The organism is Phenylobacterium sp. (assembly GCF_044236515.1).
In the GTDB taxonomy this organism is placed as follows: domain Bacteria; phylum Pseudomonadota; class Alphaproteobacteria; order Caulobacterales; family Caulobacteraceae; genus Phenylobacterium.
Genome location: NZ_JBIIGK010000071.1, coordinates 1 through 14,839 on the forward strand (window position 1 = coordinate 1; position 14,839 = coordinate 14,839).

Sequence of the window (14,839 nt, forward strand, 5' to 3'; positions counted from 1 at the left end):
CGCGGGTCGCCGAGCTGCTGGTCGATCAGGGCGAGGCCGACAGCTTCCTGGAGAGCCAGCTGAAGCCGGAGCTGCTGGAGGCGGCCTGCGCCGAAGCCGGCATCCCGCTGACTCTGCGCCGCCAGCCCGGCTACGACCACAGCTATTCGTTCGTCTCGACCTTCATGGCCGACCATCTGGCGTGGCATGCCGAGCGGCTGTCCCTGGCGGCATGAGCGCGGGACAGGTGGTCATCGTCGGCGCCGGCCATGCCGGCGGCACGGCGGCGGCGTTGCTGCGGCAGTATGGGTTCGAAGGCCCCATCGTCCTGCTGGGCGAGGAGCCGATCGCGCCCTACCAGCGGCCGCCGCTGTCCAAGGCCTGGCTGAAGGGCGAGGCCGACGCCGACTCCCTGGCCCTGCGGCCGGTCGAATTCTATGGCGAGCACGGCATCGATTTCCGGCCCGGCGTCCGGGTCGCGCGGCTGGAGCGAAGCGCGAAGCTCGTCCACCTGGCCGACGGGTCCGAGATTTCCTACGACACCCTGATCCTGGCCACGGGCGCGCGCGCGCTGACCCTGCCGATCCCCGGCGCTGACCTTTCCGGCGTCACCAGCCTGCGCACCGCGGCCGACGCCGAGGCGCTGAAACAGGCGCTGGGCCCGGGCAAGCGGCTGGCGGTGGTCGGCGGCGGCTATATCGGACTGGAGGTCGCCGCGTCCGGCCGGGCGCTCGGCGCCGAGGTCGTGGTGCTGGAGCGCGAGCCGCGGCTTCTGGCGCGGGTGGCCTGCGAGGCGCTGTCCGACTTTTTCCAGGGCTATCACGAAAAGAACGGCGTCCGCTTCGAACTGGGCGCCAGCGTCATCGGCTTTGAGGGCGAGGCCGGCCACGTCACCGGCGTCACCCTGGCCGATGGCCGCGTGCTGGCGTGCGACGTCGCGGTGGTCGGCGTCGGCGCGGCGCCGAACGACGAGCTGGCGGCCGACTGCGGCTTGGAGACGGCGCGCGGCGTGGTCGTCGACCTGAACGCCCGCACCTCCGATCCCGACATCTTCGCCATCGGCGACGTCGCCCACCGGCCGATGCCGATCTACGACCGCATGTTCCGCATGGAAAGCGTGCCCAACGCCCTGGAGCAGGCCAAGCAGGCGGCCAGCGCCATCACCGGCAAGTCGGCCCCGGCCGGCGAGTGTCCCTGGCAGTGGTCCGACCAGTACGACCTGAAACTGCAGATCGCCGGCTACGCCTTCGACGTCGACGAGGTGCTGGTGCGCGGCGATCCGGCCGGCGGCAGGTTCGCCGTCTTCCACCTGAAGGGCGATCTAGTGCAGGCGGTCGAGGCGATCAACGCGCCGCCGGAGTTCATGATGGGCAAGCAGCTCATCCTCGCCCGCCGCCCGGTGGACAAGGCCCGGCTTGCGGACCCATCGGTTTCCATGAAAGAGGTCGCCGCCTGATGGCGAAAATCACCTACATCGAACACGACGGGATCGAGCACACGGTCGAGGTGCGGCCGGGCCTGTCGGTGATGGAAGGCGCGATCAAGAACAACGTGCCGGGCATCGACGCCGACTGCGGCGGTGCCTGCGCCTGCGCCACCTGCCATGTCTACGTCGACGAAGCCTGGCGCGAGGCGACGGGGACCCAGTCGGCGATGGAGGAGTCGATGCTCGACTTCGCCGAGGCGGTCGAGGACAACAGCCGACTGTCCTGTCAGATCAGGGTCACCGAAGCGTTGGATGGTCTGATCGTCCGGATGCCGGAAAGCCAGCACTAGGAGGATCGGCTTTATGGTCTTGCTACCGGCGCCGTGTGTGGAGACGGATGGCAACCTCGCTGCCCTCGAGACCATCTCTCCGGCGCTAACACGGAATGTTTGGTGCCACCCGCAGGGCTTTCTCGAGTCATAAATCTAGCCATCTTGTGGCGGAGACAAGTTCACCGCTGACTGCCCCCACCGCCATCGGCTTTCGCGCCGCCTCCGGGGCCAGCGCCTGGTCGTGACCGCGACAGCGAGCCGCCGCTAGATCGCCGCGCCGAACGCTCGCCCGATCAGAGCGGTCACCGCGAGGGCGAGCGCTCCCCAGAAGACCACCCGCACGACCGGGCGCATAGGGTTAGCGCCGCCGGCCCCTGCCCCAACCCAGCCCAAGGCCCCGAGAAAAATCAACGTCGTCGAGGCGACCGCTGGAACCACCACCTTCATCGGCGTGACACTCACGACGCCGAGCGGCAGGGCGGCTCCGATCGCGAATGTGGCGGCGGAGGTCAGGGCAGCCTGCACGGGCCGAGCGGTCGAGTGCTCCGAAATCCCCAGTTCGTCCCGGGCATGCGCGGCCAACGCGTCGCCCGCGTTGAGCTGTTCGGCGACTTGCCGGGCCAGGTCCGGGGTCAGCCCACGGTCTACATAGATCGCCGTGATCTCATCACGCTCTTGCTTTGGCTGACTCGCCAGTTCTACCCGCTCCCTGGCGAGATCCGCCGCTTCACTGTCCGCCTGCGAACTGACCGAAACATATTCGCCGGCCGCCATCGACATGGCACCTGCGACCAGGCCGGCAAGACCGGTCAGGAGCACATTGGCGCGTGTGGCGTCGGCGGCGGCGACCCCAACGATCAGACTGGCGGTGGAGACGATCCCGTCGTTCGCGCCGAGAACCGCCGCGCGCAGCCAGCCGACCCGCGAGACCCTGTGCCGTTCCACATGGGTTTTCAGCCGCGCCACGTCTCCACCTCTAAAGCCCCATCGCCACCCATACAGGTTCGGCCAGCGGGCCGGCGCCGCAAGCGCGATCGGCGGGCGGGCAGTTCTTGTCCACCCAGTCGGGCTGGCCGGCTGCACCGGACACTGCGACCAGCACCATCTGCTTGCCGCCGACGCTGTAGGTAATCGGCGCGCCCGAGGTGCCGGCCGGCAGCTTCACCTCGGCAAGGATCTTGCCGTTGCGCTTGTCGTAGGCGCGGAATTTGTCGCCGTAGGCGCTATGCGCCGGGGCCATCAGCATGGTCGAGGCGCCCTCGCCGACGAAGATCAGCTCCTTGGTCACCGCCACCGCCGGCTTCCCGGGATTGCCGAGCATCGGCAGGTTCAAGCCCTTCAGCAGCGGATTGTTGCGCGGGCCCTCGCCGTTCGGCACCCGCCATTTCACCCGCCCGTTGGTCATGTCGACAGCGACGAAGTGGCTGTACGGCGGCTTGATCAGCGGCAGACCCTGCGGGCCCATCGGTGCGAGCTGGATCAGGTCGCCGCGCTTCTTGTAGCGCAAGGTGGCGTCGGCCGCGGTCGGGTTCTCCATGCAGTGGGCGCTGACCGTGTCGGAGACCACCGTGTAGTAGGTGTTGGTGTCCGGATCGAAGGAGCCCGAGCTCCACATACCGCCGCCGTCCGAGCCGGGCAGCATCAGCACCCCGTCGGGACCGGACGGGCGGCTGCACAGCGGCGACGGCTGGAAGGCCTTGCCGATCGTATAATACTTGCTGACGATCTCCTGGGCCTGCCGGCGAAGGTCCGGCGTGAAGTCGATCAGGTCGTTCTCAGTGAATTCCAGGCGGCCGATCGGCTCGGGCCGTGAGGGGATCGGCTGGGTCGGCGACGCTCGCTCTCCCGCCACGGTAGACGGCGGGACCGGCCGCTCGGGAATCGGCCAGATCGGCTTGCCGGTCACGCGGTCGAGGGCATAAAGCAGCGGCACCTTGCCCATGATCATCAAGGCCTTCACCGTCTTTCCGCCCGACTTGACGTCACCGAGGATCGGCGGCGAGGCGAGATCGAAGTCCCACAGGTCGTGATGGATGGTCTGGTAGTGCCAGATCTTCCGGCCGGTCTTGATGTCGAGGGCGACCACGGCGTCGCCGTAGAGGTTGTCGCCGGGCCGATGACCGCCGAATCCGCCGGGATTGGGGGCGGAATAGCCGATGTAGACGTAGCCCAGCTCCTCGTCGGCGCTGATCAGGCCATAGGACGCCATGGCCCCGGCGATTCCCGCCGCCTCGCCCCAGGTGGCGCGGGCCGGATCGCCCTCGGCCGGCATCGGGCTGAACTCCCAAATCTTCTTGCCGGTCCGCACGTCGTAGGCGCGGGAGACGCGCGGATAGGCGGCGATCTGATCGCCGCCGTCGTCGCCGCGGCCGGCGACGCCGGGGCCGTTTCCAGCGGCGCCCAGGATGATCACGTCGCCGACCACGATCGGCGCGCCGTTGGCGCCGCCGCGGCGGTCGCCTTCGACGAGGGACACCCGGCCGTTCTCACCAAAGGCGGTGTCCGGCTTGCCGGTTTTCGCGTCGAGCGAATAGAGGAAGGCCCCCCGCGCGGAGATGATGCGGCTGTCGTTTCCCGACCGCCACATGGCGACGCCGCGCTGCGCGCCGCCGGCGAGGTCGGCCGGGGCGCTGGAAAACGGCCTTTGCACCCAGATCGTCTTGCCCGTGCCGGCCTCGAAGGCTTCCACCAGGCCGACGCCGTTGGAGGCGTAGACGACGCCGCCGACTTCAATCGGGGTGGAGCGGAAGTAAGGCCCGCTGCGGCCAGTGCGCAGGGCGGTCTGGAGCACGGGGAACTCGGCGCTCAGCGAAGGATCGATGGCTGGCCGGGTCCAGAGGATCTTCAGGCCGCTGACGTTGGCCCGATTGATCTGGTTGGCGGGTGAGTAGCGGCTGAAGTGCTGATCGGCGCCGGTGAAGGGCCAATGCACGTCGTTCGGAGCCGCCAGCGAGCTGGTGGCGCACAACGCCGTGGCCAGTGCGATGGCGATACCCAGGCTGGTTTTCATCGTTCCCACCGATTTTCTGCGGACGTTTTCCGGACGTCCTGTTGATCGCAAGTGTCAGGACGAAGACCGAAAGATCAATTCTCATCGCGACGGTCGACCCGCTCCCCCGCGCCGATGCACGGAGGAGCAGGCGGCCGCGATCAGCGACGGATCGTGACGGTGACGCCGACCGTTCGAGGCCGGAAGGTCGAGAGCATGTAGAGCGGCGAGGTCCGCGTCTCGTGGAACCGCGACAGGACCGGATGGCTGTCGAAGAGATTGTCCGCGAAGACCGACAGGTCCAGGTCATTCACCAGCACCCCGACCCGGGCGTTGGTGATGTAGGTGTCCGGCGGCTGAATGACGGTGGCGTCATAGGACGTCGTCCGCGGGTCCTGGGCGGGGGTGCGGCCCTTGTTCTTGGCCGCGTAGCTGAAGTCGCCACGGACGTAGGACGGAAGCCCGAAGGCCTGGAAGTTGTAGTCGGCCGAGAGCGCCACGGTCCACGGCGCCCCGCCCAGGGTGTTGCCCTCCGAGACGATGATCCGGCGGACGCCCGGGATGGTCCCCGGCGCGTCGACGGTCGAGGTGAACTTGGCGCTGTTGTGAGCGACCGCCAGGGTCAGCGACAGGGCATCGGTCACCTGGGCTTCGGCCTGAAGGTCGAAGCCGCGGCTGCGGGCGGTCCCGGCGTTGGCGACGTAGTTGAAGCCACAGGTCGGAAGGCCGATCGACGTCTGGATGTCCTTCCAATCGACGTGATAGGCGCTGGCGGCGATCCGCAGGCGCCCGTCAGCCAGGTTGTTCTTCGCCCCGACTTCGTAGCTCCAGACCGAGTCCGACTTGAAGGTCGGCGGCAGGCTGGTCACGCCGAGAGCGGCGAAGTCGGCGGCGCAGGTCAGCGCCGGGGCGGGGCGCACGCTGCCCCCGGCCCGATAGCCCTTGGCCGCGGTCGCATAGATCAGTCCGCCGCCTGCGGGTTGATAGGTGACGTTGAACTTCGGCGTCAGAGGCTTTTCGGTGAGATTGCCGTCGAACTCGGTTCGGCCGCGCTGGGTCGGACCCTCCTGGAGGGAGTGGAACTTGAAGTCCATCTTGGCGTAGCGAAGCCCGCCGCTGATGCTCAGTTCATCGGTCAGGTTGAAGGTCAGGTCGCCGAAGGCCGCCAGCTGACGATCGGTCGAGTCCCGCTGGGCGTACAGCCGCAGATCGGGCGCGATCACCGGCACCAGGTAACGCTGGATGACGGTCTGGCCGTAGAAGATCTGCGTGAATGGGGCGATCAGCGGATCGTGGATGTTCTCGTAGCTGCGTTGCTTGTTCTCCTGGAAGAACACGCCCGCCACCCACTTCAGGCGACCCTCCCCGTTCGACTGCAGGCGCAGTTCCTGGGTGAAGTTGCGCTGCTGGTTCACCACGTCGGCATAGGAGTAGTAGGTCGGCAGCCGCTGGAAGGCCGGCCCCGCCTGGTTGACGAAGCCGAACACGGCCCCGAGGTAGGCCGTATAGTCGGAGTTCGTCGTCTGGTTCCGGTGGAAGTACGACGTGTTGCTGACCAGGCTGAACGCGTCGAAGTCGCGTTCGATTTCGAGGGCCGGCAGGACGTATTTTTCCTTCACCGGCGAGGGCAGCTTGTTCCCCGACCGGAATTTCCCGTTCTTGATATCGCTGTAGTACTCCCAGACGCCGCCGGTCAGCACCGGCGCGTTGTTCGCGAAGGTTTCCTGGAAGAGCACCGAAGGCTTGATCGTCAGGCCGTCGACCGGCTCCCACCGCAGGGCGCCGCGCAGAATGGTGTGTTCTTCCCAGTTGCTGTTGTTCTCGAGCATGACCGGGTTGGCGGGCGTGCTGTTCAGGTAGTCGATCCGGTCGATCCAGCCGCCGGAGCGGCGACGCCAGGCGCTCACCCGCACGCCCAGCTTGTCGGCGATGACCGGGCCGCCGACGGCGGCGCCGACCTCATAGCCGGTGTCGCCATTGCGGATGCTGTTGACCTCGCCGCGGCCATAGTAGGACCAGTCGGTAAGGCTGGGCTGGGGCGTGATGTAGCGGACGGTGCCGCCCATCGAGCCGGCGCCGAACAGAGTCCCCTGGGGCCCGCGCAGCACCTCGACGCGCTCCACATCGAACAGTTGCGGCGAACCGTTAGTGCGGCCGGTCCCGATGTTCCGGGTCTGGATCGGGGTCTCATCGATATAGACGCCCGTCGTCGCCGCGCCGGCGCTGGTGCTGATCCCGCGGATCGAGATCAGGTTCGAACCGCGCGAAAACTCAACGCCGGGGGTCAGCCGGGCGATGTCCTCGAAGGTCCGCATCCCCTTGCGGTCGATGGCCTGCTCGGTGACGGCCGTGGCGCTGACCGGCACCCGGCTGAGCAACTCGGCGCGGCGAGTCGCGGTGACGACGACCTCTCCGACATCGGAAGTCGATTGAGCCAGCGCTTCAGATCCGCCGAACAGAGCGGCAAGACATGCACCGCACGCAAGGGCGCCTTTTCTCCCGATCATTTCAACTCCCCGGATTATGATTATCGACCGCAAGGAACAGCCGCTACTCAACCGTAGGCAGCCCGTGGGATTTCCCACAAGCCAGCAATTGACGCACCTACAGGTGCGCCATTTGCACCGCCGATCACTTGTCGGAACCTAGAGAATCCTTGCGCCTCGATGAGCGAAATCTGAGATCACGACGATCTATTCAGAGGCCGGTTTGCCGCGTAGTCTCGAGATAGAAATGAACAGCGTGTCGGCATTGGGACCGCGCGCGCATCATGGGGAGGACAATAATATGAGCCCGCAAGCCCGTCGGAATCTCTTCGGTTCGAGCGCCTCTGGCGCATCCGTCAAGTTCGACGAAGGTCGTAGAGAGTTCATCGCCGGGACGGGTCTCGTCCTGACCGGTCTGCCTGGGATGGCGCTAGCCGCCGGCACGCCGCACCCCGACCTGATCGTCTACAACGCCAAGGTCTATACGGTCGACGACAGCCAGCCGACGGCCCAGGCCTTCGCCGTCAAGAACGGCCGTTTCATCGCCGTCGGCTCGAACCAGGAAATCCTCGGCTATGCAGGTCCCTCGACCCGCCGGCTCGACGCCCAGTCGTCGACCATCGTCCCCGGCTTCAACGAGGCGCACATCCACGCCGACGGGCAGACGCTGCTCTACGAGGTGCTGGTCGGAAATCCGTTCGAGGTCGAGTTCGTCACCATCGACAGCATCATCGAGAAGCTGCGCAAGCGCGCCGCCGAAACGCCGCCCGGGCACTGGGTCGCTGGACGCTTCTACGACGACACCAAGGTCAAGGACGGCCGGCTGATCACCCGTCAGGACCTCGACAAGGTCTCGACGGTGCACCCGGTCTCGGTGCGGCACCGCGGGGGGCACACCACCTTCTACAACAGCAAGGCGTTCGAGATGGCCGGCGTCACGGCCAGCACGCCGAACCCGCCGGGCGGCGAGTTCTTCCACGACGCCAGCGGCCTGTCGGGCCGGGTCGCGGAAAAGGCCAACCGCGTGATGCAGGAAGCCGGCAAGCGCGTGCAATACACCCCCGCGCAGCTGGTCGAGCGGGCCCGGGCCGGCAACGCCCACTTCTCCAAGACCCTGGTGCGCTATGGCATCACCAGCGCCCAGTCGAGCACTGGCGATCCGGAGGACCTGCAGTCGCTGCAGAAGCTGCGCCAGGACGGCGAACTGCTGCACCGCGTCAGCTTCGAGGTCAGCGGCCGGCTGCTGGAATCTATGATCACGAACCGGATCCGGACCGGCCTCGGCGATGACTGGGTGCGCCTCGGGGCCACGGCCGAGCACGTCGTCGACGGCTCGTTCTCGGAGCGGACGGCGCGGCTCAGCAACGGTTACCCGGGAATAAGCCCGCCCTACTACGGCATCATGACCGAGACCCAGGACGACCTGAACGCGTGGGCCGAGCGGGTCCATCGGGCCGGCATCCAGATGAACTGCCACGCCAACGGCGACATGGGCATCGCCACGACCCTGACCGCCTACGAGCGCGCGCTGCGGCTGTTCCCGACGCCCAACGCGCGGCCGAAGATCACCCACTGCTCAGTGATGAACGACGACCTGATCCGCCGGATCAAGGCCATCGACGCCGTCCCCGCGACCTTCACGACCTACCTCTACTACAACGCTGACAAGTTCCATTATTACGGCAAGGAGATCATGGACCGGACGTTCGCGTTCCGGGAGTTCGTCGACGCCGGCATCACCGCGGCGGCCGGCTCGGACTACGGCCCCGGGCCGTTCTCGCCGCTGATGGGCATCCAGGGCATCGTCACCCGCAAGGGTTGGGACGGTTCGGTTTGGGGCGCCCGGCAGAAGGTGACGGTCGCCGAGGCGATCAAGATCCACACCGCCAACGGCGCCTACGCCACCCACGAAGAAGGCAAGAAGGGGACCATCACCCCCGGCAAGCTGGCCGACTTCGTGATGTTGGAGAAGGATCCGCACACCGTGGATCCGGAAAGCATCATCAAGATCAAGATCCTGAAGACCTTCACCGAAGGCCGGGCCGTCTACGAGGCCTGATTGCGGCGGGAGCCGGCGCGCGCGTCGGCTCCCGATCCTTTCTGTTCTGCCGGCTCAGGCGAGGATCGCGGTCCAGTCCGCCGGCGGCTCGGGGTAGGCGTCCAGCACCGGCCCGAGCGCGGCGACCAGCGGCCCGAGCCAAGGCTCATAGTTCTTCCAGTGGTCGACCGCGTCGGTGAAGATCGGTTTGCGGACCTGCTCCGAACTCGCCGTGCGAACCGCCCGGTCGTTGTTGTAGAACTCCAGGCAGCCTTCCTCGAACGCCAGGCCGAGGTGGTCGAGCAGGCGGCGGACCTCGCCGGGCGTGTCGGCCACCATCTTCTCGTAGATCACCCGATGGACGGCGCCGGGCGCCGCCGCATCGTAGGCGGCCATCATCGCCACATAATCGCGGTAGTAGCGGCCGATGTCGCTCAGGTCGTAGGAGAAGGCCTGGCCGCGGGCGAAGTGCTGCTTCCAACCCGAGAAACAGCACCCGAGCGGGTGGCGGCGGGCGTCGACGATCCTGGCTTTCGGCAGGATCAGCTTGATCAGGCCCACGTGCTGCCAGTTGTTCGGCATCTTATCGATGAAGAACGGCCGGTCGGTCTGGCGATGGGTCCGGGTGCGCTCGAGGTATTCCTCACCGAGCCGGGTCCGCGCCGCGGGCGTCAGGGACGCGATCATCGCGGCGAAGTCCGGGAACTCGCCCTCGTCGACCCGCGACTGCAGGCGGCCGGCGATCATCATCATCTCCGCCAGTTCCATCGTGCCTTCGACCTGGCTGTGGCTGGCGAGGATCTGCTCCACCAGGGTCGAGCCTGACCGCGGCAGGCCGACGATGAAGATCGGGTCGGGGGCCGGGCAGCCGCCTTCGTCCACCTGCGAAATGAAGGCGGGACTGAACGTGCGGGCCGCGGCCGCAACCTCGGCGGCGAAGGCGTCGGGGTCGTGCACGACCATGGTCCGGCGCAGGCGGTTGCCGAATTCGTAGTGGCGGAAAGAGGCGGCGTAGTCGCGGGCGTCCTCGTAGGCCTTGCCGAGCGAGAAGTGCAGGTGGAAGACGTCCTCCTGACGCTGCTCCGCCTGCGGCTCGAGCGTGGTGAGCGCCGCCTCCATCGCGGCGATGTCCTCGGCCCCAAGCTTGACGGTCTTGAGGTTGGCGAGGCTCCACCAGGCCTCGCCCATGGTCGGCAGCCGGGTCACGGCCTGGCGATAGGCGTCGACCGCCTCCGCCTGACGGCCGAGCGTCTTCAGGACGTGGCCGTAGTTCTGCCAGACCTGCGGCTGGTTCGGCTGCGCGGCCAGCAGCCGCTGATAGATCTCCCCTGCCTCCTCCTGCTGGCCGAGGCGGACCAGGACCGAGGCGGTGATCAGGTCGTGGCCAGGACTCTGGATCGGCGACTGCGACAGCGTCCGGGCATGGTCGAGGGCTTCGGGAAGGCGGTTGGTCTGAATCAGCAGGCGGATCAGGAAGTCGCGGGCGAGGTCGAAGCCGGGCGCCAGTTCGACGGCCCGCTCGACGCGCTCCATCGCCTCGGTCATGTCGCCGCGCCGCCAGTGTATTTCGCCGAGCAGCCGGATGGCCGGCGGGTCTTCGGCGTTGCGCTGAAGCCGCGCGGCGAGGATCGCCTCCGCCTCGTCGAGCCGGCCTTCGTTCATCGCCACCGCCGCCTGCAACAGGTCGGGATCGCGGGACGAGGCGTGGACGCCGGACAGGTCGGCGCGCCAGGCGTCCTGTGCGCGGCCCTCGGACCGCAGATGCCTCGCCAGCAGGAACCATCCGCCGGCCACCATGGGTTGCTGACGGGTGAGGTCCTCGAGCGCGGCGATCGCCTGGCGCACCTCGCCGGCGTCGCCGGCCGCCTGCGCCAGTTCCCAGATCACCGCCGGCACCTGGGGATGCTGTCTCGCCAGCGCCGCCAGCCGCGGCAACGCGACCTTGCTCCGGCCGAGCCGGCGCAGCGCCTGGCAGGCGAGCAACTCCACGGCCGGCTGCGGCCCAGGTTGCTTGAGGACCGCCTCGGCGCGGGCCAACGCTTCTTCCGGCTGGCGCTCCAGCAGGGCGGCGATTTCCGCCTGGACGGCCCGGGGACCGCCCACGGCAGCAGCTGAATTTTGTGGAGTCATGAGGTCAGACGACAACGGTTCGGATGGGGAACGGCCTGGTCGGCGGCGGGATCGACATATCGGCTTCCTCAATCGCACCTGCCCAAGGCCCCTCGGCCGGCAATCTACGACAGCTTTGTGGTTTTCGAAGCGACATCCGAAGCGAACACCGTTACCTCGTTTAGCGAGGAATATCGCGAGCCTACCAGAACACGGGGATATCTGACGGTGTTCGATCGACACCACCCTGATCTCGATAGTCACCTTCCCGCACGGTTCAGCTTGCGTTTTTCTCGCTTGCAACAATTCGGAAGACCATCGTTCCGCGATCTTCCATTGGGCGGCGAAACTGCGGGAAGGGCAGTTCGTCGCCGAGCAAGGACCGCCCTAAGTCCAAGCGGACCGTCCAGGTTAACGACCAGAAGATCAGGGGGAAACTTTCCACATGATCACCAATTCCGACTCCAAGCGCAGGCGCCTCGTCGGGCTGCTTGCGGCCACCACCGTCCTGACGCCGATGGCGCTCGCCAGCCCGGCGTTCGCGCAGAGCGCCGCGGCCGGAGAAACCGCCCTCGGCGAAATCATCGTGACGGCGACCCGCCGGTCCGAGAATGTCCAGAAGGTGCCCATCGCCATCCAGGCGCTCAGCGGCGACACCCTGGCCGAGCGGCAGGTCAAGGGCCTGTCCGACCTCGTCACCCTGCTGCCGTCGGTGTCCTTCGCGGGCCTCGGCCCAGGTCGTCAGGTCACCTATTTCCGCGGCATCGTCCCGGCCGGCGGCCAGTACGGCTCGGTCGGCATCTATCTCGACGAGATCCCGATCACCGGCACCGGCATCACCGCCGACGGCGCCGGCGCGCCGGATATCCACGTCTACGACATGGAGCGCATCGAGGCGCTGTCGGGTCCGCAAGGCACCCTCTACGGCGCCGGCTCCCTCGGCGGCACGGTCCGCTTCATCACCAACAAGCCGAAATTCGACAAGTTCGAGGGCGGCTACAATCTCGAGGCCAACAAGTACGGCAAGGGCGACATCGGCGGACAGATCGAGTCCTTCGTGAACCTGCCGGTGCGCGAGAACATCGCCCTGCGCGCCATGGGCTATTATCGCCGTGACGGCGGTTACGTGGACAACGTGCCCAACAACGGCCGTTTCAACACCGGGGCCCCCGCGGTCCTGAACCTCGGCGACGAGAACCCCGCGACGTCCTTCGCCCTCAACAACGCCTCCATCGCCAAGGACGACTACAACACGATCAAGGAATACGGTGGCCGCCTCGCCCTGCGCTGGGAGATCGCCGAGGGCTGGGAAGTGCTCCCGCAGATCACGGCCCAGCGGCAGGTCTCGAACGGTTACTTCGGCTTCGACCCGCGGGTCGGCGACCTGGAAGTGGTCGACTACGACAAGACGCGCCAGGACGATAAGTGGTACCAGGCCTCGCTGGCCATCAACGGCCACATCGGCGACTGGAACCTCGTGTCGGCGACGGGCGTGCACCGCCGCAAGACCAAGCTGCTGAACGACTACACCTACTACACCGTCGCCTATGACGGCTTCGGGCCGGGCTACGAAAACTACCTGCAGTTCTTCGACAAGGCCGGCTGCACGGGAGCCGGCGCGGCGCAACGCTGCACCACCCTGATCAGCCCGGTCCAGTACTTCCACGGCGACACGTCACGGCCGAAGTTCACCCAGGAGTTCCGGGTGTCGACGCCGTCGAGCTGGCCGTTCGACGTCACGGTCGGCGGCTTCTACCAGTGGATGAAGCAGGAAAATAACAGCAACTACGCCATCCACGGCCTCGACAACATCGCCGGCTATACCGAATCCGGCGGCGGCGACAGCAACCCGGCCGGCTTCGGCATTCCGGTGGGCGCGGGCGGCACCATGGTGCAGGGCTCGCCGGCCGTTAAGGGCGACGCTTTCTACATCATCGAGTCCGACCAGACCTGGAAGGACAAGGCGGTGTTCGCGGAAGGCCACTACAACATCACGCCGACCCTGAAGCTGACCGCCGGCATCCGCTACTTCTGGACGGAGTACAAGAACATCGGCTTCGCCGGTGTCGCGGCCTCGGCCCGGAACACGGTGACGTCCTTCTACGTGCCGACCGGAGCCATGGGCTGCCCGCTGCCGTTGCCGGCCGAGCGCCTGCAGTGCCTCAACTCCAACTTCGCCGCCCCCGACCAGACGGGCCGCTACAAGGAAAAGGGCGAGACCCACAAGATCGCCCTGGATTGGCAGCTCACGCCGACCAAGATGGTCTATGCGAACTACTCGACCGGCTTCCGGCCGGGCGGCTTCAACCGGCCGCTGCGCATTCGGAACATCGGGGTCGCGACCGTCGATCCGTACCTGTCCGAAGAGCTCACCAACTACGAGCTCGGCATGAAGACGACGTGGAACGGCATCTTCCGCCTGAACGCGGCCGTCTATTACGAAGAGTGGAACGACGTTCAGTACACCGTGGTCGTCGCCGGGACGCAGGGCGCGATCATGACCGGCAACGCCGGTAAGGCCCGCGTCTACGGTTTCGAATTCGACGCCGACCTGAAACTCGACAAGTTCACCTTGTCGACGACCGGCGCCTACAACGACGCCAAGCTGGCCGAGGACTTCTGCAACTTCGCGTTCGACGCGACGAGCCGGACGATCTCGCAGCTGCCGTCCTGTACGCCGGGCCAGTTCGTTCCGGGTGTGAACCCGCCGACCTCCCAGGTCGCGGCCGAGGCCGGCACCCGCCTGCCCGCGCAGCCGAAGTTCAAGGGCACCACCTCGATCCGCTACGACACCGAGTTCCGCGACTACGGCGCCTACGCCCAGGCCGCGGCGCTCTACCAGACGGGCGCGACCCAGGACCTGAACGTTCTGAACAACAGCCTGCTGGGCAATACGAAGGGCTTCACGACCTTCGACTTCTCGGCCGGCGTCAGCCGCGACAACTGGACGTTCGACGTCTTCCTGCAGAACGCCTTCGACAAGCGGGGCATCCTGACCCGCAACACCTTCTGCGCGATCGCGATCTGTGCGGACTCGTCCCGCGCCTTCCCGATCAAGCCGCAGTTCTTCGGGGCGCGGTTCGGTCAGCGCTTCTAATCTGACCGCTAGAAGCAATCGAGGCCCCGCGGGCGACCGCGGGGCCTCTTTCTTTTTGCCCGCCCTGCCGGGTCAGCGGCGGGCGCGGGCGGCGGCGATGTCCTCGATGGCGGCGGAGAGCACCTCGTTCGAGACCCCGCGGACCTGGGCGTCGGAGTTGTTGTGCGCCACCGCCACCGCCACGTCGATGTCCGGGCAGTAGATCATCTGGATCCCCCAGAAGCCGCCGTGGCTCCAGCACATGCGCTTTCCGAACTTGACCTGGGCGAGCAGCGGGGCGTGCGACAGCTGGCCGTTGGCCGAGGGCGGCGTCTGCAGCGCCATGGCCAGGGTCTCGGGCTTGTCGAACATATGGCCCTGCAGCAGCGGCCGGACGAACCGCA

General features: G+C 67.1%; 10 protein-coding genes. 5 read left to right on the plus strand and 5 right to left on the minus strand.

The features are described 5' to 3' along the window. The 3 genes from ACILRF_RS09080 to ACILRF_RS09090 form a co-directional block, all read left to right on the plus strand. The coding region (locus ACILRF_RS09080) for an alpha/beta hydrolase-fold protein (RefSeq protein ID WP_395672079.1) at nt 1-215 on the plus strand (215 nt) is incomplete at its 5' end. Then, nucleotides 212-1,435: an NAD(P)/FAD-dependent oxidoreductase gene (locus tag ACILRF_RS09085; protein WP_395672081.1), complete on the plus strand. Its 1,224-nt coding sequence runs from the start codon at nt 212-214 to the stop codon at nt 1,433-1,435. The genes ACILRF_RS09080 and ACILRF_RS09085, both read left to right, overlap by 4 nt. After that, nucleotides 1,435-1,755 carry a 2Fe-2S iron-sulfur cluster-binding protein gene (locus tag ACILRF_RS09090; RefSeq protein ID WP_395672083.1) on the plus strand — a complete coding sequence of 107 codons (321 nt, stop codon included), beginning with the start codon at nt 1,435-1,437 and terminating at the stop codon, nt 1,753-1,755. Before ACILRF_RS09085 ends, ACILRF_RS09090 begins: the two co-directional genes overlap by 1 nt. Before the next feature lie 246 nt (nt 1,756-2,001). Here ACILRF_RS09090 and ACILRF_RS09095 read toward each other — a convergent pair whose 3' ends face one another. The 3 genes from ACILRF_RS09095 to ACILRF_RS09105 form a co-directional block, all read right to left on the minus strand. Next, the gene (locus tag ACILRF_RS09095; RefSeq protein WP_395672084.1) at nt 2,002-2,703 is read right to left on the minus strand and encodes a VIT family protein; all 702 of its coding nucleotides are present in this window, start codon (nt 2,701-2,703) and stop codon (nt 2,002-2,004) included. A gap of 10 nt (nt 2,704-2,713) precedes the next feature. Continuing rightward, nucleotides 2,714-4,747, minus strand: coding sequence for a hypothetical protein (locus tag ACILRF_RS09100; protein ID WP_395672086.1), 2,034 nt, complete (start codon nt 4,745-4,747; stop codon nt 2,714-2,716). A gap of 140 nt (nt 4,748-4,887) precedes the next feature. Continuing rightward, complete coding sequence (locus tag ACILRF_RS09105; protein ID WP_395672088.1) at nt 4,888-7,233, minus strand: TonB-dependent receptor; 2,346 nt, start codon at nt 7,231-7,233, stop codon at nt 4,888-4,890. 280 nt (nt 7,234-7,513) lie between these two features. Between ACILRF_RS09105 and ACILRF_RS09110 the strand changes: the two genes are divergently transcribed. Continuing rightward, nucleotides 7,514-9,271 (plus strand): amidohydrolase, encoded by a 1,758-nt coding sequence (locus ACILRF_RS09110; protein ID WP_395672090.1) that lies wholly within the window; start codon nt 7,514-7,516, stop codon nt 9,269-9,271. A 54-nt stretch (nt 9,272-9,325) separates the two neighbouring features. Here ACILRF_RS09110 and ACILRF_RS09115 read toward each other — a convergent pair whose 3' ends face one another. Beyond that, entirely contained in the window at nt 9,326-11,353 is a 2,028-nt protein-coding gene (locus ACILRF_RS09115) for a tetratricopeptide repeat-containing sulfotransferase family protein (RefSeq protein WP_395672092.1), read from the minus strand. 451 nt (nt 11,354-11,804) lie between these two features. Here ACILRF_RS09115 and ACILRF_RS09120 point away from each other — a divergent pair, with 451 nt between their 5' ends. Beyond that, complete coding sequence (locus tag ACILRF_RS09120; RefSeq protein ID WP_395672094.1) at nt 11,805-14,456, plus strand: TonB-dependent receptor; 2,652 nt, start codon at nt 11,805-11,807, stop codon at nt 14,454-14,456. A gap of 72 nt (nt 14,457-14,528) precedes the next feature. On the opposite strand, the gene ACILRF_RS09125 is transcribed toward ACILRF_RS09120, so the two are convergent. Next, nucleotides 14,529-14,839, minus strand: a 311-nt coding sequence (locus ACILRF_RS09125; RefSeq protein WP_395672096.1) for a hypothetical protein, incomplete at its 5' end; no start/stop codon positions are given.

Bases quoted from the DNA above. Each gene is read 5' to 3' on its own strand.
- ACILRF_RS09090 (WP_395672083.1), top strand. From the start codon at position 1,435: ATGGCGAAAATCACCTACATCGAACACGACGGGATCGAGCACACGGTC.
- ACILRF_RS09105 (WP_395672088.1), bottom strand. From the start codon at position 7,233: ATGATCGGGAGAAAAGGCGCCCTTGCGTGCGGTGCATGTCTTGCCGCT.
- ACILRF_RS09110 (WP_395672090.1), top strand. From the start codon at position 7,514: ATGAGCCCGCAAGCCCGTCGGAATCTCTTCGGTTCGAGCGCCTCTGGC.
- ACILRF_RS09100 (WP_395672086.1), bottom strand. From the start codon at position 4,747: ATGAAAACCAGCCTGGGTATCGCCATCGCACTGGCCACGGCGTTGTGC.
- ACILRF_RS09085 (WP_395672081.1), top strand. From the start codon at position 212: ATGAGCGCGGGACAGGTGGTCATCGTCGGCGCCGGCCATGCCGGCGGC.
- ACILRF_RS09120 (WP_395672094.1), top strand. From the start codon at position 11,805: ATGATCACCAATTCCGACTCCAAGCGCAGGCGCCTCGTCGGGCTGCTT.